The following is an 18,518-nucleotide window of genomic DNA, read 5'->3' on the forward strand; positions in this document are numbered from 1 at the left end:
CGTCCCGGTAACTCTTCGATCAGCCCGCGCCCGGCCGATGGGGCTATGACGAGGATCCTCCGAGCCGGGGAGGGGCGTGCTCGACGGACTGCGCGGCCGACTGAACGCCAGTCGCTTTCGGCGTCCGGTGATCGCCACCGGACCCGCGATGGCGGCCATCGCGGGAGCGGCGTACCTGGCCGGTGGCGTCATCGGGCTGTTCTCGGCCGTGCTGCAGCAGGACAGCGACGGCGACGTTTACGTGCTCGCGTTGTCACTGGTCGCGATCGCGCTGGGGTGCGGCCTGGGGATCGTCGCGGTCCGCGGGCACCGGCTGCCGGAAACCTGCTACCACCTGCTGGCGCTCGCCCCGATCGGCGTGATCACGCTGGGAATCCGGGCCGAGCGGGAGAGCCTGCTCGCGATGGCGCTGGCGTCCCTGCTGATTCTCGTGACGATCTTCGCGTTCGCGTTCTTCACCTGGGTGGCCGCCTGGAGCCTGCAGGTCCTCTCGGTGGTGGCGTTGATCGGGGCGAAGCTGGCCTGGGACGCGATGCCGTGGATGGCGGCGGTCGCGATGTCCGTGCAGAACGTCATCCTCGCGGTGATCCTCGGCTGGCTGGTCCGTGCCGCGGCCCGCGCGGAGACCGACGATCTCACCGGTCTGCCGGATCGCCGCGGGTTCGAGCGGGCGCTGGCGTCCGCGCTCGACCGGGCGGCACGCATCGATCGCCCGTTGAGCCTCGCGTTCCTGGACCTGGACGACTTCGCCGCGGTCAACGAGCAGCGGGGGAGAGCGGCCGGGGACCAGCTGATGCACCTGGTCGCGCAGGAGTGGGCGGCGCTCGTCGGGTCCGACGGGGTGCTGGCCCGCTACGGCGGCGATCGCTTCGCGCTGCTGCTGCCGCTCTCCGTCTCGCAGGCGTCCGAACTGCTGGAACGGTTCCCGAGGGAGTTCTCGGCCGGTATCGCCGGCCGGTGCCTCGACGACACGCCGGTCACGCTGTCGGGACGGGCGGAGGCCGCGCTCGAGGAGGCCCGCCGGGCCGGGGGCAGCCGCGTCTTCTGCAGCGCGGACGGTGCCGCCGACAACTGGGCCGAGATGGCCGCCGCGCTGTCCGCGGGTGAGTTCACCGTCGTCTACCAGCCGATCGTCGACCTGGGCTCCGGGCGGACCACCGGGGCCGAGGCGCTGCTCCGGTGGGTCAGGGCCGACGGTGCTCCGGTGTCGCCGGTCGACTTCATCCCCCGGGCCGAACGCAGCGGCTTCATCGTCGAACTCGGCCGGTTCGTGCTGGAGACCGCCGGCCGGGAGGCCGCGGCGTGGGCCGTCCCCGGCAAGATCACGGTGAACGTTTCCGGCCGCGAGCTGCACCAGCCCGGCTACTACGACCAGGTCACGACGACGCTGATGACGACCGGTCTCCCACCGGGACGCCTGGTCCTGGAAGTCACCGAGAGCATGCTCGAAGCCGACTCGCCGGTCGCGCTCGAGACGCTGCGGCGGCTCCGCGCGCTCGGGATCCGGATCGCGGTGGACGACTTCGGTACCGGGTGGTCGTCGCTGAGCCGGCTCGACCGGCTACCGGCGGACATCCTGAAGATCGACAGGTCGTTCGTCGCCGCGATCGCGCCGGAGGCCACGTCGGCGCCGCTGGTCGCCGCGATCACGGCGCTGGCGGCGGCGCTCGGGCTACGCACGGTCGCCGAAGGCGTCGAGGAGGAGCACCAGGCGACTGTGCTCGCGCGCCACGGGGTCGACGAGGTGCAGGGCTGGCTCCACGGACGCCCCGGCGACAGCGCGGCGATCCGCGCGGCTCTCGGCCGCCCCGCCGTCGACCGCCCGGATCTTCCCGTCACCGACCGGGTGAGCCACTGACGTCGTTTTGTCTTCGCCGGGCTCGATCGGCGCCGATGAGCAGCGTGTGAGACGTGTCCCCGGGTGGCTCGTGCCCCTGTTCGCCGCCGCGTGCGGCGTGCCTTCGGCGATCGCGCCGGGCAACGCCTGGGCACACGGCTGCTACCTGCTCGGCTTCGCCTCGTTCGTCGCCCTCGGCTGGGTGCGTCTGCGCACGATCTCCGGCCCCGCCCGCACCGGCTACGGCCTCATCCTCGGCGCGCTCAGCGTCTGGCTGGCCGGTGACCTGCTCTACGACGCGCTGAGCCGATTCGTCGGGCCACCCGGCGAGGTGAGCGCGTCCGACGTCTTCTGGGTCAGCGGGTATCCGCTGCTGGCGATCGGGCTGGTGCACCTGGTGCGGCTGCGCACGTCCGGGCGGCTGCGCGAGGGCCTGCTCGACGCGATGACGCTGGCCACCGTCATGGCCTGGCTGTGCTGGCAGTTCGTGATCCTCCCGGCCGCCGAGAACCAGCGGCTCGCGCTGCCGGTGGTCGTCGGCGCGCTCTACCCGCTGGGCGACGTCGTGCTGTTCGCCGTCGTCGCGATCCTCGTCCTGGCGCCCGGCTCGAGGGGCGGACCGACCCGCTTCGTCGTCGGCGCGCTCACCCTGACGCTGCTCGGGGACGTTCTCATTTCGATGCTGCCCGCGGTGTTCGAGGACCTGACCCGGGCCGTCCAGGCCGATCGGCTCGACGGTGTGCTGCTGGTGGCCAACAGCCTGTTCGTGTCGGCGGTCGTGCACCCGAACGCGGCGAAGATCGCCGAACCCGCTCCGGCCGAGCACCAGAAACTGCACCCGGCCCGAGTGGTCTTCCTCGGGATCCCGCTGGTCACGATGCCGTTGTTCGCCGGTCTCAACAGCTTCACCGGCGTGGTCAGCCGCGCCTCCCTGGTCGTGTCGATCGTCCTGCTGACCTCGCTCGTGCTGGTGCGGTTCGTGCTCGTCGTGCGCGGGCAGGAGGCGATCCGGGCCGAACTCGCCCACCAGGCCCACCACGATCAGCTGACCGGCCTGGCCAACCGGCCGGCTCTGCGCACCGTGCTCGACCTGTCGCTGTCGGCCCCGCGCGACGCCTACGGGCCGGTGCTCTTCTACCTGGACCTCAACGGCTTCAAGCAGATCAACGACCGGTACGGCCACGCCGCCGGTGACGTCGTGCTGGTCGAGTTCGCGCGCCGGCTCACCGGGGTGCTCCGGCACGGCGACGTGGCGGCCCGCCTCGGCGGGGACGAGTTCGTGGTGCTCTCCGACTGCGTCGAGACGCCGGCGGAGGCGGGCGCGATGGCCGGGCGGCTCCAGGCGCTCACCGTCGCGCCGGTCGTGATGGACGGCGAGCGGCTCACGGTGGGCGTCAGCATCGGCGTGGCCGCGGCCGACGACCTGGAGCACCCCGACGTCGACGGGCTGCTCGCCGCGGCCGACGCCGACATGTACCGCCAGAAGACCGCCCGCCGGTCACTCCAGGACGCCTAGGCCAGGGACTGGGTGCCCAGCACGATCGCCAGGTCGAGGCGCTCGGCGTCGGAGGTGCCCGGTTCGGCGGTGTAGACCATGATGCGCAGTTCGTCGGTGGCGACGACGAGCGTGTCGCAGTCGAGCGTGATCTCCCCGACCGCCGGATGGTCGATCACCTTCTGCCGCGTCGGTTCGCGCCCGGCGTTCGACGAACCGGATTCCCACAGCTCGACGAACCGGGGGCTCAGCGCGCCCAGATCCTCGACCAGGCGGGCCAGCGCACGGTCCGCCGGGTAGCGGGCGAACGTCAGCCGCAGGTCGGCGATCAGGCCGGCCTGCACGTCGGCCTCCTCCTCGGCCGTGTGCACGGTCCGGTTCCCCGACCCGGCCAGGTGCCGCCACACCGCGTTGCGTTCGATCCCGCGCCAGCTCGACGTGTCGCCCATCAACGCCTCGTACGGGGCGTTCGCGACGACGAGCGTCCAGGTCGCGTCGTACACCACGACCGGGGTGGTCGAGAGCCGGTCGAGCAGCCGCTGCACGCTCGGGGCCAGCCGCGAGGGCACCAGGTCACGCCCCGGCGACGCGTGCCCGGCCAGTTCGTACAGCAACGCGCGCTCGGCGTCGGAGACGCGCAGCGCCCGGGCGAGGGCCTCGACGACCTGAGCCGACGGCGACGTCGCCCGCCCCTGTTCCAGGCGGGTCAGGTAGTCGGCGGAGATGCCGGCGAGGCCGGCGAGCTCCTCGCGGCGCAGGCCACTGGCCCGGCGGCGTCCGGTGGCCCGCAGGCCGACGTCCCCGGGTGCGACGCGGTCACGCCGGCGGCGCACCGTCCGGCCGAATTCCCACGAGTCCACGCGACCAGTCTGCGCCACCGCGCGCGGGTCAGCCTGGCCCCGTCAGACCTACGACGACGGCCGGGCCTTCGGCACCACCGAGCCGTCCACGAGCGAACCGCCGAGCTTCTTCTGACGGCTCGCGGCCTCGGGTTTCGTGCTGGCGGAGACCGTCCACCCCGGGCCGACGACGTACCACCCGCCGAAGCCGGCGGCCTCGTAGAGCCACACGTCCCGGAACTTGTCCGCCGGGAACGTCGTCACGGCGAACAGGGCGCCTTCGGTGCCGCACATGCCCTGGCGCAGTTCCTTGGCCTGGATGCGGATCTCGGGGGTGCAGTCCAGGTGTGAAGCGATCTGCTCGACGGTGCCGGTGACCGGTGGTGACACGCTCGGTGACGGCGACGAGGCCGGTTTCGGATCCTCGCCGGAACACCCGGCCAGCACGCCGCAGACCAGAGCCACCGCCAGCGCGTCGCGATGTATCCGTCCCATGACCCGATTGACGTGAGCCGCAGCTGCTCGGTTCACTGGCGTGACCGGTTTAGCCTGGGTAACTGTGGCAGTGAAGCGCATTGTGGTCGCCGTGGTCGGAGCGGTTCTGCTCCTCGTCGGCGTGGCTCTGTTGGTGCTGCCCGGCCCGGGCCTGCTGCTCGTGCTCGCCGGGCTGATCGTTCTCGCGTCGGAGTTCCCCGGGCTGGAGCGGCACGTCGAGCCGGTGCGCAGGCAGGCGATGCGAGCGGCGGACGAGAGCGTGTCCTCGCCCTGGCGGATCGCGGGGACGGTGGTGTTCGGCCTGTTCATGATCGGCGCCGGGGTGGTGTGGGGGGTCGTGGACTCGCTGCCGCTCAGTGGGTGGAGCACCGGGACGAGCCTGATCCTGTCCGGGCTGGTCGTCCTCGGCCTGCTGGTGTGGAGCTACCGCCGGGTGCGCTCGCAGGCCAAGGCGTAGGCACTGCGTGTGGCGTGACGTTCCCCGGCGCATCCGGGTGCCGGTGTTCGTGCTCGTCGCGGTGATGCTGTACGGCGGGGTCGTGCACGTGGTGCAGCTGGCCACCGGCGGGTGGCCGCCTTACGGCTGGGCGCCGGGATGGCTCGCCGCGTACTTCACGGCGCTGACCGTGCTGGATCCGCTGGCGGCGGGCCTGGTGTTGGCCCGCCGCGCGTCCGGGCTGTACCTCGCGGCGTTCGTGCTGGTCACTGATGCTGCGGCGAACGCCCACGCCACGTACGTCGTCACCGACGGCGGGATCGTGCCGCGGATCGCCCAGGGGGTGATCAGCGTGCTCGCCGTGGGATCGGTGATCGTGGCGTGGCGTGCGCCTACCTGGGTGGCCGGGAAGGCCAGTCGGAGGGCGGGGACAGCGTCACCCGGGCGCGGGCCTCGGGAGTGCGATCGAACCACTCGTAGTCGGTCTGGATCGTGACGACGCCCGAGCCGGGTTCGTACTCTCCCGACGAGCGCTGCCGGACCAGGACGTCGGTGTCCGCCGTCACCCAGACGTCGAACGCTCGACCTGCGGTGCGGGGCTTCGCGAGGTGGACGGTGTCCACCCCGTTGATCGTCTCCCGGCCGACCGCGCGCAACGTCGTCTCGGTCTTCAGCCAGGCCCGCATGTTCTCCGGGGTGGCCAGCGGGATCGAATTCTGCTCCGGGCGGCAGGACCACCAGGTGCGCTCGTTGCGGTCGACGCAGATCGCGGTCATCGACGTGCGCATGTTGTAGCCGATGTCGATGCCCGGCCCTCCGCCGTCGATCTCGACCTGGTCGTCGGTGACCGGGTCGCGCCAGATCTCGGTCTTCTGTTCGCCCTGCTCGCCGTCGGAGTACGTGGTGATGTGCAGGATGTAGGGCCCCTTGGTGCGCAGCGTGCGGTCGAGCGGCGGGGCGGCGCTGGTCAGCCGGTCCGTCGACGAGCCGCCCGGCTCGGCCAGCGCGTAACCGGCTCCGCCGATGGCCAGCACGGCCACCGCGGCCGCCGACACGACGGCCCGGCGGTGTCGCGTCCGTCGGCGCTGGGCCGTGCGCGCTCCGGCGATCAGGTCCCGGTCGACGTGGTAGCCGGCGGCGACCTCACGCATCCCGGCCGCGAGGTGGTCTTCGAGCGGACTGGTCATCGGTGTGCTCCTTTCGGTTCCGGCGCGTCCTCGAGAGGCCAGGAGGCGGTGTGCGCACGCAGGTTCTTCAGACCGCGCGCGGCGGTGGATTTGACGGTTCCGGTGGAACAGCCGAGCGCCCCGGCGATCTCGACCTCGCTGAGCCCTTCGAAGTAGCGCAGCACCAGCACGGCGCGCTGCCGGGGCGTCAGCTCGCCCAGCGCCTGCACCAGCGCGAGGCGCAGGGTCAGCGCCCCGGCGCCGTCGGGCTGCGCCACCGCCGGAGCGAGGTCGGTGAGCACCTCGGGCCGGCGCCGCCGCCGTCTCCAGCTGTCCACCGCCAGGTGGTAGAGGATCCGGCGGAGGTAGGCCTCCCGGTCGCCCTCGATCCGGTGCCACTGGCGCATCATCTTCTCGATCGCCGCCTGCAGCAGGTCCTGGCCCGCTTCCCGGCCACCGGCGAGGAGCCCCGCGGTGGCCAGCAGCGCGTCACTGCGGGTGGCGATCAGTGCGTCGAGGCCTTCGTAGTGATTTTCTCGGTGACGTAGCACGTGTTCCCTTCCCGTCACCCTCCAAGGACGTCGGCGGTGGGACGCGCGTTGTCGGGCCGGGCGGGAATTCCGAAGCGGACGACGCGGGCCACCGCCAGGGCCCCGGCGAGCACGATCACCGCGACGAGCGCGAGCCCGATGTCGGGCGTCCACAGCCGGGTCTGGCTCAGGTCGACGCCCATCGCGGCGGGGAAGCCCCAGGCCGCGATCGCGACGAGCGCCCCGCACGGGAGCAACCACGCGATCAGCCGCACCACCGAGCGGCGCCGCGGCCGGTGCGGGCGGAGCGACCAGGCCAGGAGCACCACCAGGACGAACGCGACGACGAGCGGAGCGATCGTCGCGGCGGCGAAGAGCGGATCGGGGTCCGAGCCGGTCGGCGTCGCCCCGGCGGCGATCCGGGCCAGGTCGAACGCGGCCGCGGCCAGCTCGCCGTCGACCGTGGGGGAGTAGGCGTTGGCCAGCACCACCACGCCGAGATCCGAGCCGGGCACCAGGACGACGTGGCTGAAGTACCCGGGCGTCGCGCCGGCGTGCCAGGCGATCCGGTCGCCGTCGAGTTCGCTCTCCCGCCACCCGAGCCCGTAGCGCCCCGCGCCGAAGTCGGCGACGCCCTTCTGCGTCAGCGCGATCCCGGCCGGTGAGAGCAGCTGCGTGCTCCCGTAGCGTCCGCCGCGCAGTTGGGCGGTGACGAAGTGGGTGACGTCGCCGAGGTCCGCACCGAGGTAGCCGTAGGCGACTCCGGAGGGGTCGTAGGCCGGGTCGAAGCGGCGGGGATGGCCGAAGTAGAGGCGGTGGCCGGCGGGGAGCGACACGGCGTCGGCGGTGGTGGCGACGGCGTGATCCATGGCGAGCGGGTCGAGGACGGCGGTGTGGAGGTGGTCGCCGAAGGACCGGCCGGTCACCGCCTCGACGACGGCCGCCGCGGCCAGGTAGTTCGCGTCGCTGTACTCGTGCTCGCCGGGCGCGTGGCCGGGTTCGAGCTCGCGGACGGCGCGGCCCAGCTCGTCGGCGTCGGACCCGAAGCGGTCGGTGCGCAGCGCCCACTGCGCCAGCCCGCTGGTGTGGGTGAGCAGCTGCCGGACCGAGATGCCGGCCGGGAACTCCGGCAGGTAGGTGCGTACCGGCGCGTCGAGGTCCACCCGGCCGCTCTCCACCAGCTGCATCACCGCCAGCGCGGTGAACGGCTTGGACACCGAGCCCAGTAGGAACGGGGTGTCGGCGGTGACCGCGTCGCCGTCGCCGTCGGTGCCCCAGGTGCGGCTGTGCACCACCTCGTCGCCGCGGACGACCGCGAAGGCCAGGCCCGGTAGCCGGTGCTCGGATTGATACCGGCGCATGTAGTCGTCGGTCGGATCGGACGCGGCCGCGGCGGCCGGACCGGCCCCGACCACCAACAGGACCAGCACTAACAGAAGAAGACGCATCCCCTTGCTCCGTGATCGTATCGCCATACGGTTATTCGCGATGCATACCGTACCGCGATATGGTTATCCCGTGCCAAGGGTTGCCGATCACGAAGCGCGCCGGCGTCAGGTCGCCGAGGCGGTGGAGCAACTGATCGCCGACGACGGCTACGACGGCGTCACGGTCGCGCGCACGGCCGCCACGGCCGGCATCTCCGTCGGCCTCGTGCAGCACTACTTCGCCACCAAGGACGACATGCTGCTGCACACGTTCACGGTGCTGCGCGAACGCGTCGAGCGGCGGACCATGCACGACGCCGAGCAGGCCGGTCAGGCCGGAGCGCGGATCGAGCACATCCTGGTTCCGGCGCTGCGCGAGATGCTGCCGCTCGACGAGCGCCGCCGCCGGGAGCGCCGGGTGCTGCAGGCGTTCGCCGGGCGGGCGGTCGAGAACCCGCGGCTGGCCGAGGCGCTGCGGGCCAGCAACGCCCACCTCGAAGGGGTGCTGGCGCAGGCGATCAGCAACGGCAAACTCTGCGGTGAGGTCGTCGCGGCGGTGAACGAGGCCGACGAGGCCGCGCTGCTCCTCGCCCACGTCGACGGGCTCGCCCAGCTCCTGTACTTCGACCCCGAACGGTCGGCGGCGCAGACGGCACTGGCCGACCACATCCACCGCCTGTTCCCCGGCCCGTGCCATCATCCCCGCGCATGAGACACCACGTGCTGACGACGATCGCCGGTTACCTCGCGACGCGACACCGGAGCCACCCGCTGCGTGTGGGCGTCGACGGGATCTGCGGCGTGGGCAAGTCGACGTTCGCCCGCGAGTTACGGGCGGCCCTGGCCGAAACGGGCCGGCCGGTCGTCCTGGTGGACTCCGACGGGTTCCACCACGTGCGTGAACGCCGCTACCGGCAGGGACGCGACTCCGCCCGCGGCTACTACGAGGACGCGTACGACTTCGACGCGCTGGTCACGGACGTGCTCGTCCCACTCGGCCCCGGCGGCTCGCGGGTGTACGCGCGCCGGGTGCACGACATGGCGACGGACGAGGTCGTCGTGGGCGACACCGCGCCCTGCCCGCCCGACGCGGTCGTACTGTTCGACGCGACATTCCTGCAGCGCGACGCCCTGCGTGCGCACTGGGACGAGGTCGTCTACCTGCACGCCGACGTGGAGACCGCGACCGGGCGCGGCGTGGCCAGGGACGCGGCGCGGCTCGGTGGGCCGGAGAAGGCGAGGGCCGCTTTCGCGGGGCGCTACACGGCGGCCTGCCGCATCTACCTGGACGAGCAGCGGCCGCGCGAGCGAGCCTCGATCGTTGTCGACCACAACGACCCGGATAGGCCCTTCGTGGAGCGAATGCCGGGTTGAGCCCCGTCACTCCGGGAAACTTCTGGGGAAGCCCAGGCGTCAGACGGGTGACGGGGAGGTGCGATGGGCTGGAGTGCGGTAGTCAGCGTGGCGCTGGCGGTGGTGGCGGTCGTGATCGCGTTCGGGGTCGTGATGGCGAGCCGGCCGGCGACCCGGCGGCTCGTCGGCGTGCTCCCCGCGCCCGGCCGCACGGCCCAGAGCGTGATCGTGCTGGTGGCCGGCGCGGCCGTGGCGGTGGCGTTGATAAACGTCTTCCTGGCGCTCCTCGACGGCGTCCGGGAGAACGACGACCTCACCCGGTTCGACCGGCCGATCGTCGAGTGGGTGGCCTCCCACCGCACCGGCTGGGCGAACTCGCTCGTCATCGCGCTCACCGACATCGGCGGCAAGGCCGGTCTCACGCTGCTGCTCATCGCGGTCGCGATCGTGATCGCGGTCCGGCTGCGCTCGTGGCGCCCGGTCGCGCTCGCGGCGGTCTCCGGCGGGGGCGGTGCGCTGCTCGTCACCGGCATCAAGGCCCTGGTCGCGCGGGACCGCCCGGATCCGCTGCTGCGGGCGGTCACCGAGGACGGGTTCTCGTTCCCGTCCGGTCACTCGGCCAGTTCGCTCGTGGTGCTGTGCACGGTCGCGTGGCTCGTCTCCAAGGCCGTCACCAGCAACACGATCCGGGCGACGATCTGGGTCGCGGCCGTGCCGCTGGCCCTGGCGATCGGGCTCTCCCGGATCTACCTCGGCGTGCACTACCCCACCGACGTGCTGGCCGGCTGGGTGCTCGGCGCGACCTGGCTGATCACGGTAGCTCTCGCGGTGCGGCTTCCGAGCTCACCGATCGTTCCGCTGATCCGGCGCCGCCGACCCGCACCGGAGCCGGCCGAGCCGGTGGAAGCTGACGCTCCAGCGCGTCGATGAGCGCGCGCATCTGGGCGAGCTGCTCACGCACCGAATGCTCCGGTGACCCCACGACGAGTTTCGCGTCGCGCTCGTCCTCGTGCGCTTCCTGCAACGCGGTGAGCACCAGCCCCACCAGCAGGTTCGTCAGCAGATAACACGCGGCGACCATGTACGAGACGTAGTACAGCACCGCCCACGACGTCACCTCGCGCCCGGCTTCGAGGGTGTCGGTGATGCCGTCCAGCGAGAGCAGCAGGAACAGCGTCAACATGGCCTGGCCGACGGTGCCGAACCGCTCCGGGTAGGCCTCACCGAACATCATCCACCCGAGCATCGCGTACCCGTAGAGCACCAGCACCGTGACGAGCAGGAAGCTGGCCAGCCCCGGCAGGCTCCGCCGGATCCCCACCAGGATGACGCGCAGGCTCGGGAACAGGCGGAACGTCCGCACGATCCGGGCCAGCCGCAGCAGGCGCAGCAGCGTCACGTTCTCGCGCACGCCGGGCAGCAGCGGCGCCGCGACGATCACCAGGTCGAACAGGTTCCAGCGGTCCCGGAAGAACCGGCTCGGCGCCTCCAGGTGCGCGCCGAACCGGACCGCCAGCTCGGCCGCGAACCCGAGGACGCACGCGTACTCCACGGCGTGCAGGAGCGGGCCCGCGGCCGACACGACCGGGTCGTACGTCTCCAACCCGAGCGCGACCGCGTTCACCATGATCACGACGAACCCGGCCAGGTTGAACCACGGCGCCGCGACCACCTCCCGGCACGACCCGGCGAGCCGACGCAGCACTATCCGGATCATGCTGGTCGCGGTCTCCTCACCCGATCGTGTGTCGAGATCGGACCCTATGTCAGCGCTCGGTGAGGTTCGGGGCTGGGGTCCGCAGGGCCCAGCGGAACGCGCCGACCAGGAGGTCGAACACCAGGAACGCACCGAGGGTGACGCCCAGCAGCGGCATCGCCCAGGCGACGAACAGCGTCACCGGGATTCCGACGACCAGGAACCATCGGGGGAGCGTCCGCCAGCCACCGCGCGGCGGCGCGGAGCCCAGCGGCGCTTTCCGGTCGGCGCGGGTGGGACGTCGCTGCCACCACATCCGGTAACCCCAGACGATCACGCACAGCAGGCCGAGCGCGAGCGCCGCGAGCAGCACCTGGTTGACGACACCGAACAGCTCGCCCATGTGCGCGCGGATGCCGATCTTCGTCAGCTTGGCCAGGAACGGCCACTCCGCGTACGCGACCCGCTCGGTGACCTCGCCGGACACCGGGTCCACCGCGACCTGGTCGAAGCTCACCGGCCAGTTCGGCTTGTCCTGCGCGACGCTGTACGCCGTGCCCGCGTCGGCCGGGATCGTGATGTCACGCCGGCCGTCCATCGGGCCGGCGGCGGCGAGGACCTCCTCGAGCGTCCGGCCCGCCGGGAGGTCGGTCTCGCGCTCGCCGGTCGGGGCGCCGCCACCGTGGTGGCCACCGGCCGGGGCCGCGTCGCTCTCGCCGAGCGCGGTGTTCAGCGCGGGCGCGTGGCCCTGGACGGCGTCGAGCGCGGCGCCGAACCGGGCGCCGGCGTACTGCGACCAGGTCAGCCCGGTCGCGGACAGGAACAGCAGCCCGACGACGATCCAGACGCCGATCGACGCGTGCCAGCCGCGGGTCCGGCGCACACCCTTCGCGGTGAGATCCGGCATCAGGGCCCGGCGCCGCGCCGCCCGCTCACCCCGGTACGCCCGCTTGCGACCGATCCAGAGCACGAGACCGCCGAGCGAGATCACCCACAGCCAGGAGGCGGCGAGCTCGGAGTACATCCGCCCGGTGTCGCCCAGGTTGAGCGTGCGGTGGAAGCCGTCCAGCCAGGTCTGCAGCGGCGTCGCGTTGTACCAGGTGGTGAGCTGGCCGCGGACCTCGCCGGTGTACGGGTCGACGTAGACGGTGTGCACCTTCTCGTCCGCGCTGAGCTCCGGCACCGAGAACGCGATCTGCGTCGTGGCCTCGGGGTCGTCGAGGACCGAGACCGTGCTCAGCGTGCCGTCGGGATGCGCTTTCCGGGCGGCGGCCACCTGATCGGCGAGCGGCACCGTCGTGTCGCCGACCCGGTCGACGTAGAGCTCGTGGCCGTAGACGACGTCGTTGAGCTGCGGGGCCAGCGTGTAGGCCAGCCCGGTCAGCGCGGCGATGAACAGGAACGGCGCGACGAAGACACCGGCGTAGAAGTGCAGCCGGCGCAGCAGCGCCCACCGGGCCGGGCGCTTCACCGCGGGCGCCGGCACCTCCACCGGTGGGTCGGCGAGCGCGGTGGATTTCACGTCGTCACGTGGGGGATCGGCGTTGATGGTCATGAGAACTCCACGAGTAAGCGCGGTGGGACGCGACGTGGCGTCCACCGGAGAAGGCGAAGGAACCGCCGACCTGGGGTCAGCGGGAAGTCGAGTGAGCGGCCCCGGAACGGGGCTGCGGCACGGAACGGGGCCGTGGCACGGCGCGACGCGCCGCGGCGCGCGCTGTGGTCAGCGCGGGGCGAGGAGAAGCGCGGGTGGGCCGCGGCGGGTGGCGCTGCGCAGCCAGGTCGGCTCGGGCGGCGGGGCCGCGAGCTCGGCCGTGCGCGGGCGGAACCGGCGCGGCGCGGGCGCGGGAATCCGCAGCGCCGCGAGCGCGAACAACACCCCGAGCGCGGGCAGGCGCTGGGCCAGACGACGCACCAGGCGCCAGACCGCGACCTCACCGGCGTGCAGCCAGAGCGCCGCCAGGCCACCGGCCACGACGTGCCCGGCGATCATCGTGCCGGGGCCGTGGGCCGGAACCATGACGTGCTGGGTCGGCATCATCGAGAACACCAGGTGCAGCCCCAGCTGGGTGACGGCCAGGGCGGCGGCGATCGTCGGGAGCCCACGCTGACGTCCGGTCAGCGGCAGCGCCACCGACAGCACGAGGCCACCACCGGCCAGCACGGCGAGCAGCGGCGGAACCTCACCGTGCGCCCAGCTGTGCAACGCGACCGAGAGACTCAGGCAGACGAGCACGAACACCAGCGCACGCGCTTCACGCAGCAGCCCCGGCCCTGTCATGCCCGAGATCATGTCACGCCGGCCCACACCCCTCCGACGAGCCGCGCCCGCGACCGGTTCAACCAGGAGGGCGGGCGAAGTGGATGGTGGGCCGGCCGTCGGCGCCGGTGGACACCAGGGCCGACACCCCGTACACCTCCCGGATCGTCTCCCGCGTCAACACCTGCGCCGGGGTACCGGCGGCCACCGCGCGCCCCCGGTGCAGCAGCACCACCGAATCGCAGAACATCGCGGCGAGGTTCAAGTCGTGCAGCGCCACCACCGACGTCACCGGCAACGCGCACACCAGCGCCAACAGCTCCAGCTGGTGTCCGATGTCCAGGTGGTTCGTCGGTTCGTCGAGCAGCAACTCCCGCGGCTCCTGCGCCAGCGCCCGGGCGATCTGCGCCCGTTGGCGCTCCCCGCCGGAGAGCGTGCGCCACTCCTGGTCGAGGTGCGTGGTCAACCCGGTCCGCGCGGCCGCCGTCAGTACCGCCGCCGAGTCCGCGGCCGACGGGGCGGAGAGACCACGCCGGTGCGGTACCCGCCCGAGCGCGATCACGTCACGCACGGTCAGGTCGACGTCGGTCACCGCGTGCTGCTCCACCACGGCCAGCCGCCGCGCGAGACCCCGCCGCCCCAGCGACGACAGCGGCGCGTCGTCGAGCGTCACCACCCCGGCGGACGGCCGCCGGAGCCCGGCGAGCACCCGCAGCAGCGTCGATTTCCCCGATCCGTTCGGGCCGAGCAGGCCCACCGTGCTGCCCGGCGCGGCGTCCAGGTCGACCGCGTCGACGATCAGCCGCCCCCCGGCGGCCCAGCTCACGCTCTCGGCACGCAGGCTCACCGCACCCTCCGCCCCAGCACCACCGCGAACGCGGGCACCCCGATCAGCGCGGTCACCACGCCGACGGGTATCTCCTGCGGCTCCAGCAGCGTGCGCCCCAACGTGTCGACCCAGACCAGGAAGATCGCGCCGACCAGCGCCGTGGCCGGCAGCAACCGCCGGTGCGCCGGGCCGACGAGGGCCCTGGCGGCGTGCGGCAGCACCAGCCCGACGAACCCGATCGCGCCGGCGGCGCTCACCAGCACCGCGGTCAGCAGCGCGGTCACGCCCAGCAGAACCGCTCTGACCACCACGACGGGGACGCCGAGCGCGGCCGCGGCGTCGGCGCCGAACGCGAACGCGTCGAGCGACAGGGCCAGGCCGGCGCAGACCGCGAACCCCACCGCGAGCACGGCCGCGCACAGCACCACGTCACCCCAGCCGGCGCCACTGAGCGAACCGAGCAGCCAGAACAGCACGCCCCGGGTCTGCCGGGCGTCGGCCGAGGAGATCACGACGAACGACGTGACCGCCGCGAACAGCTGGGTGCCGGCGACACCGGCGAGGATCAGCCGGTCGGTCGTGCCGCCGGCGATCCGGGCCAGCGCGAGCACCAGCGCGAACGCGACCACCGCGCCGAGGAACGCCCCGAGGCCGAGGCCCACGCTCCCGGCGCCGACGCCCAGCACGAGGACGAGCACCGCGCCGGTCGACGCCCCGGACGAGATGCCGAGCACGTACGGATCGGCGAGCGGGTTGCGCAGCAGCGCCTGGAGCACCGCGCCGCAGAGCGCGAGCCCGGCGCCGCACACCGCGGCGAGCAGCGTCCGGGGCAGGCGCAGATCCCAGACGATCGCGTCCCGGATCGTCGAGAGCCTGGACGGCGGCCCGCCCAGATGCTCGGTGACCACGGCGAACACGTCACGGACCGAGAGGTCCGCCGGTCCGATCGTGATCGCCACCGCGACCGACACCACGAGGACGCTCACCCCGATAAGCGCGCCGAGCCCGAGCCGCGCCATCTACTCGGTCCCGTACCCCAGCTTCGTCAGGCCCGCCGACACCTTCTCCACGGCCTGCACGGTGCGCACGCCCGGGTCCATGTCCGAGCCGGACAGGACGACGTACCGCTTGTTCTTCACCGCGGTGAGCCGGCGCGCGACCGGGTCGGACTCCAGGAACGCGATCTTCGCGGCGGCGCTGTCGCCGTCGTCGCCGCGGGTCAGGTCGGCCAGCACGAGCACGTCCGGATCGCGGTCGAGGATGCTCTCCCAGCCGGTCTCGGGCCAGAGCTGCTTCCCGTCGGCGAACGCGTTCTTCGCTCCGACGGCCGCGGTGACCAGGCCCGGAGTGCCGCAGCACCCGGCGATGTACGGCGCCTTCGTGCTCGAGTACCACCACGCCAGGCTGACGTCACGCGCGTCCACCGCGGTCGCCATCCGCTTCTTCAGCGAGTCCACCAGCGCGGTGCCGCGGTCCGGCACGTCGAACAGCGTCGCCAGGTCGGTGATCTCCCGGTAGAGGTCGTCGATCGTCAGCGCGCGGGTCTGGGTGGCGTCCTGCCCGGTGCACTCGCTCGACGAGAGGTACGTCGGGATCTTCACCTGGTCGAACCTCGCGCGATCGGCGACGCCCTCGGCCGTGTACGTGTAGGCGAACGTGGTGTAGACGAAGTCCGGCTCGTCTTCGAGCAGCCGCTCGAACGACGGGAAGTCCTTGGCGATCCGCGGCACCTTCGCGTTGGCCGTGGCCAGGGCGGGCAGCACCGGGTCGCTCCACGAGGCGGTCCCGGCCATCCGGTCCTCGAGCCCGAGCGAGAGCAGCAGCTCGCTGGCCGGCTGGCTGATCGACACGGCTCTCTCGATGCGTTTGCCGACGCTCACCGAGCGGTCGCAGTTCGTCACGCTGATCGGGTAACCGGAGTCCGGGGCGGTGGACCCGGCGGCCCCGCCGCAGCCGGTGAGGAGGAGCAGGCTCGCGACGAGCCCATGACGTAACCGCATGCGGTACCTCGAGAGATCGCGGACCCGATCGCGAGGCCCGTAGCCGATCCGCCGCCCTGGTGGACGCCGGTCGCCAGCAGGTCTTCGGACTCGGGTTCGACCGGCCGCGGCGCCTTCCCAGGCAGGGAGCCCAGTGGCCTGTACCGCGGCCGTCCCCCTCACCGCTGCGCGTCAGTCCCGGATTCGCACCGGGTTCCCTGACCCACCTCGTGGGTTGACTGGCGTCCCGACCGTAACACGCAGGCCTTTCAGCGCCCGGTGCTCGCCCTGGTGACGTTCTCGTAGCGCCACTCCGCGACGCCGAACAGCGTCGCGAAGCCGGTGATCAGCACGATTCCCCACACCATCCGGTTGGACCGGTCGCCCCAGTCGCCGGCCCGGTCGGCCTGGTCGTTCTGCGCGTCGATGAGCGTCGTCCAGTCCGCCTCGTCGCTGGTGAGCGCGGTCGCCATCCGCTGGTCCAGCTGATCGTCCGCGCGTGGCGTACGCGCCATCGACGCGGCGATGCGGTCGAGCGCCGCGGACGCCCGCTCCTCGGCCGCCGCGACCGCGCGTCGGTCGGCGGCCTCCGACGGCGTGGCGGACTCCGCGCTCAGTTCCCGGGCGCGGGCCCGCACCCCCACCTCCTGGGCGACCTGCCGCCCCTGGGTCAGGAACTCGGTGCGCGCGGTGCTCGCCGCGATGTCCGTGGTCAGCACCGCGGCCAGCCGGGCGGCGGTGGCCTGGGAACGCTGCTCCTCGGCTCCGAACACGAGTTGAGCCAGGGGGAGGACGGCGCCCACCGCCCACAGCGTCAGGATCACCACGGTGACCTGCCGGTGCCGCCCCGCGGCCGACTGACGCGGCTGTTCGACGAGTTCGGCGACCTCCTGCTGGCGGCGCCGGTGGCGGGCCCGGTAGTGGACCGCGGCCAGCAGCGCGGCCAGGAGGCTCGCCCCCACGGCGCCCAGCGCGTACCGGAGACCGTCGGCGCCCGCGGCGTCACCGTCCCGGAGCGCGGACGCCGGATCGGGAATCGGCTCTCCCGCGGCCCGCTGCTCGTCGAGCTCGGACCGGCGCAGGACGCGCAGCCGGGCGACGACGTCCGCGCCGCCGTCGTCGGTGGTGTACTGCCGATCGGCCGGGAGCGTCGCCGGGAAGTACTTGCGGTTCGCCGCGCGCAGGCTGTCCGCGGTGGCCCGGGCGGTGTCGCGCTGGGTGGCGGCGAGCGGGTTGTCGGCGCTGAGCCGGTCGAGCTCGGTGGCGAGGCGTTCGTCCACGACGATGCGCAACGCCTTGGGCGCCTCGTCGCCGTAGACCGCGCGGACCTGCTCCTGGATGGCCGACGATCGGGCGACCTCCTGCCGGACCGACCCCTGCCACCCGTCGTTCGCCGCGCTGTAGGTCACGGTGGCCTGGCCGGCCAGCGCGGCCGCCACGACGAGCCCGGCGAGCTGCGCGATTCCCCGGAGGCCGCCGAGCCACCGGTACGGGGTCCTCACCGCTGTCTCGTGAAGACCGCGTCGACGCCACCCGCGTCCGTGAGGTGCAGCTCGTCGCCGTCGACCTGCCAGGTGTACGAGCCGGTCCGGGTGGGGGTCGACCGGTCGTAGTCACCGCCGGAGTCGTCGGTGGCCCGCCGGGAGACGGTCGCCGTCCGGCCCACCAGCCGGAGCGCGGCGCTGTTCACCTGCGCGACGCCGTCCTCGACACGCTGGAGCGTGTAGACACCGCCGGACTCGACCGGTGAGTAGACCTCGACGCTGCGGTAGGTGCCGTCCGGGAGGAAGCGGATGGCCACCTCCATCGTGTCGGTCGAGCGGCTCCAGACGCCGAGGAGCACGTCCAGCGCCGTGACCGGTGCCGTCTCGGTCTCGTCGACGGGGGTCGGTGGCGCCGGAGCCGCGGTGGTCGCGTAGGCCGGGTCCGGCACGTACGGCGACGAGTCGCCGCCGCAGCCGGTGGCCAGCGCTCCCGCCGCGACGAGCGCGAACCCTGCGGCGGCGCGGCCGGTCCGAGATCTGACGGTGCTCGACATGGGACTTCCTCCGGGCCGGGATCGGTTACCGGATATACGGAGAGTGATTCCCTTCGGATCGACAGTAGTTGGCCCCTCTTCGGGGGCGCGTGGGCCGGCCGCGCGGCCGTGGACTTACTGGATCGTGTGAGTCAAACC

20 protein-coding genes and 1 riboswitch are annotated in these 18,518 nt (G+C 72.8%); of the genes, 7 read left to right on the forward strand and 13 right to left on the reverse strand.

Translation table 11 applies throughout. The annotated features are described in order from the left end of the window. Positions 1–148 precede the first annotated feature (148 nt). Together CRYAR_RS07915 and CRYAR_RS07920 are read left to right on the forward strand one after the other, a co-directional pair. The gene (locus CRYAR_RS07915; protein ID WP_157017482.1) at positions 149–1,858 is read left to right on the forward strand and encodes a putative bifunctional diguanylate cyclase/phosphodiesterase; all 1,710 of its coding nucleotides are present in this window, start codon (positions 149–151) and stop codon (positions 1,856–1,858) included. A 46-nt stretch (positions 1,859–1,904) separates the two neighbouring features. After that, a complete protein-coding gene (locus CRYAR_RS07920; protein ID WP_157017490.1) occupies positions 1,905–3,353 on the forward strand; it encodes a GGDEF domain-containing protein in 1,449 nt (482 codons plus the stop codon). On the opposite strand, the gene CRYAR_RS07925 is transcribed toward CRYAR_RS07920, so the two are convergent. Together CRYAR_RS07925 and CRYAR_RS07930 are read right to left on the reverse strand one after the other, a co-directional pair. After that, a complete protein-coding gene (locus tag CRYAR_RS07925; RefSeq protein ID WP_035849472.1) occupies positions 3,350–4,192 on the reverse strand; it encodes a helix-turn-helix transcriptional regulator in 843 nt (280 codons plus the stop codon). The two genes, CRYAR_RS07920 and CRYAR_RS07925, sit on opposite strands and share 4 nt — an antisense overlap. A gap of 48 nt (positions 4,193–4,240) precedes the next feature. Beyond that, positions 4,241–4,666: a hypothetical protein gene (locus tag CRYAR_RS07930; protein ID WP_051569909.1), complete on the reverse strand. Its 426-nt coding sequence runs from the start codon at positions 4,664–4,666 to the stop codon at positions 4,241–4,243. 64 nt (positions 4,667–4,730) lie between these two features. Here CRYAR_RS07930 and CRYAR_RS07935 point away from each other — a divergent pair, with 64 nt between their 5' ends. Both CRYAR_RS07935 and CRYAR_RS45040 read left to right on the forward strand, forming a co-directional pair. Continuing rightward, positions 4,731–5,123 (forward strand): PGPGW domain-containing protein, encoded by a 393-nt coding sequence (locus CRYAR_RS07935; RefSeq protein ID WP_035849473.1) that lies wholly within the window; start codon positions 4,731–4,733, stop codon positions 5,121–5,123. 7 nt (positions 5,124–5,130) lie between these two features. Then, a complete protein-coding gene (locus tag CRYAR_RS45040; protein WP_157017492.1) occupies positions 5,131–5,598 on the forward strand; it encodes a hypothetical protein in 468 nt (155 codons plus the stop codon). Here CRYAR_RS45040 and CRYAR_RS07940 read toward each other — a convergent pair. The 3 genes from CRYAR_RS07940 to CRYAR_RS07950 are packed head-to-tail and all read right to left on the reverse strand — an operon-like array spanning position 5,495 to position 8,246. Next, on the reverse strand, positions 5,495–6,289 hold the full coding sequence (locus CRYAR_RS07940) for a hypothetical protein (RefSeq protein ID WP_035849475.1): 795 nt from the start codon (positions 6,287–6,289) through the stop codon (positions 5,495–5,497). The genes CRYAR_RS45040 and CRYAR_RS07940 overlap by 104 nt on opposite strands. Beyond that, on the reverse strand, positions 6,286–6,837 hold the full coding sequence (locus CRYAR_RS07945; protein ID WP_211247325.1) for a SigE family RNA polymerase sigma factor: 552 nt from the start codon (positions 6,835–6,837) through the stop codon (positions 6,286–6,288). The genes CRYAR_RS07940 and CRYAR_RS07945 overlap by 4 nt, the downstream gene beginning before the upstream one ends. Next, on the reverse strand, positions 6,834–8,246 hold the full coding sequence (locus tag CRYAR_RS07950) for a serine hydrolase domain-containing protein (protein ID WP_169745011.1): 1,413 nt from the start codon (positions 8,244–8,246) through the stop codon (positions 6,834–6,836). The genes CRYAR_RS07945 and CRYAR_RS07950 overlap by 4 nt, the downstream gene beginning before the upstream one ends. A gap of 70 nt (positions 8,247–8,316) precedes the next feature. Here CRYAR_RS07950 and CRYAR_RS07955 point away from each other — a divergent pair, with 70 nt between their 5' ends. The 3 genes from CRYAR_RS07955 to CRYAR_RS45045 all read left to right on the forward strand — a co-directional run bounded on the left by CRYAR_RS07955 (position 8,317) and on the right by CRYAR_RS45045 (position 10,508). Then, positions 8,317–8,937 (forward strand): TetR/AcrR family transcriptional regulator, encoded by a 621-nt coding sequence (locus CRYAR_RS07955; protein ID WP_035849477.1) that lies wholly within the window; start codon positions 8,317–8,319, stop codon positions 8,935–8,937. After that, complete coding sequence (locus CRYAR_RS07960) at positions 8,934–9,599, forward strand: nucleoside/nucleotide kinase family protein (protein ID WP_063725678.1); 666 nt, start codon at positions 8,934–8,936, stop codon at positions 9,597–9,599. Before CRYAR_RS07955 ends, CRYAR_RS07960 begins: the two co-directional genes overlap by 4 nt. A gap of 63 nt (positions 9,600–9,662) precedes the next feature. Beyond that, entirely contained in the window at positions 9,663–10,508 is an 846-nt protein-coding gene (locus CRYAR_RS45045; RefSeq protein WP_084700239.1) for a phosphatase PAP2 family protein, read from the forward strand. Here the strand turns inward: CRYAR_RS45045 and CRYAR_RS07970 are convergent. The 8 genes from CRYAR_RS07970 to CRYAR_RS08005 form a co-directional block, all read right to left on the reverse strand. Continuing rightward, the gene (locus CRYAR_RS07970; RefSeq protein WP_035849478.1) at positions 10,390–11,295 is read right to left on the reverse strand and encodes an ion transporter; all 906 of its coding nucleotides are present in this window, start codon (positions 11,293–11,295) and stop codon (positions 10,390–10,392) included. The genes CRYAR_RS45045 and CRYAR_RS07970 overlap by 119 nt on opposite strands. A 49-nt stretch (positions 11,296–11,344) precedes the next feature. Continuing rightward, positions 11,345–12,829 (reverse strand): PepSY-associated TM helix domain-containing protein, encoded by a 1,485-nt coding sequence (locus tag CRYAR_RS07975; RefSeq protein ID WP_084700241.1) that lies wholly within the window; start codon positions 12,827–12,829, stop codon positions 11,345–11,347. A 168-nt stretch (positions 12,830–12,997) separates the two neighbouring features. Continuing rightward, the gene (locus CRYAR_RS07980) at positions 12,998–13,555 is read right to left on the reverse strand and encodes a hypothetical protein (protein WP_157017494.1); all 558 of its coding nucleotides are present in this window, start codon (positions 13,553–13,555) and stop codon (positions 12,998–13,000) included. Between the two features lie 58 nt (positions 13,556–13,613). Beyond that, on the reverse strand, positions 13,614–14,381 hold the full coding sequence (locus CRYAR_RS07985) for an ABC transporter ATP-binding protein (protein WP_035849479.1): 768 nt from the start codon (positions 14,379–14,381) through the stop codon (positions 13,614–13,616). Next, entirely contained in the window at positions 14,378–15,382 is a 1,005-nt protein-coding gene (locus tag CRYAR_RS07990) for a FecCD family ABC transporter permease (protein ID WP_035849480.1), read from the reverse strand. The genes CRYAR_RS07985 and CRYAR_RS07990 overlap by 4 nt, the downstream gene beginning before the upstream one ends. Beyond that, a complete protein-coding gene (locus CRYAR_RS07995) occupies positions 15,383–16,363 on the reverse strand; it encodes an ABC transporter substrate-binding protein (RefSeq protein WP_035849481.1) in 981 nt (326 codons plus the stop codon). It lies immediately after the preceding gene. A gap of 58 nt (positions 16,364–16,421) precedes the next feature. Continuing rightward, a riboswitch (cobalamin riboswitch) is annotated at positions 16,422–16,601 on the reverse strand. 10 nt (positions 16,602–16,611) lie between these two features. Next, entirely contained in the window at positions 16,612–17,844 is a 1,233-nt protein-coding gene (locus CRYAR_RS08000; RefSeq protein WP_035849483.1) for a hypothetical protein, read from the reverse strand. Further along, on the reverse strand, positions 17,841–18,380 hold the full coding sequence (locus CRYAR_RS08005) for a hypothetical protein (protein WP_035849484.1): 540 nt from the start codon (positions 18,378–18,380) through the stop codon (positions 17,841–17,843). Before CRYAR_RS08005 ends, CRYAR_RS08000 begins: the two co-directional genes overlap by 4 nt. Between the last annotated feature and the right edge of the window lie 138 nt (positions 18,381–18,518).

Source organism: Cryptosporangium arvum DSM 44712 (assembly GCF_000585375.1).
Taxonomy (GTDB): Bacteria; Actinomycetota; Actinomycetes; order Mycobacteriales; family Cryptosporangiaceae; genus Cryptosporangium; species Cryptosporangium arvum.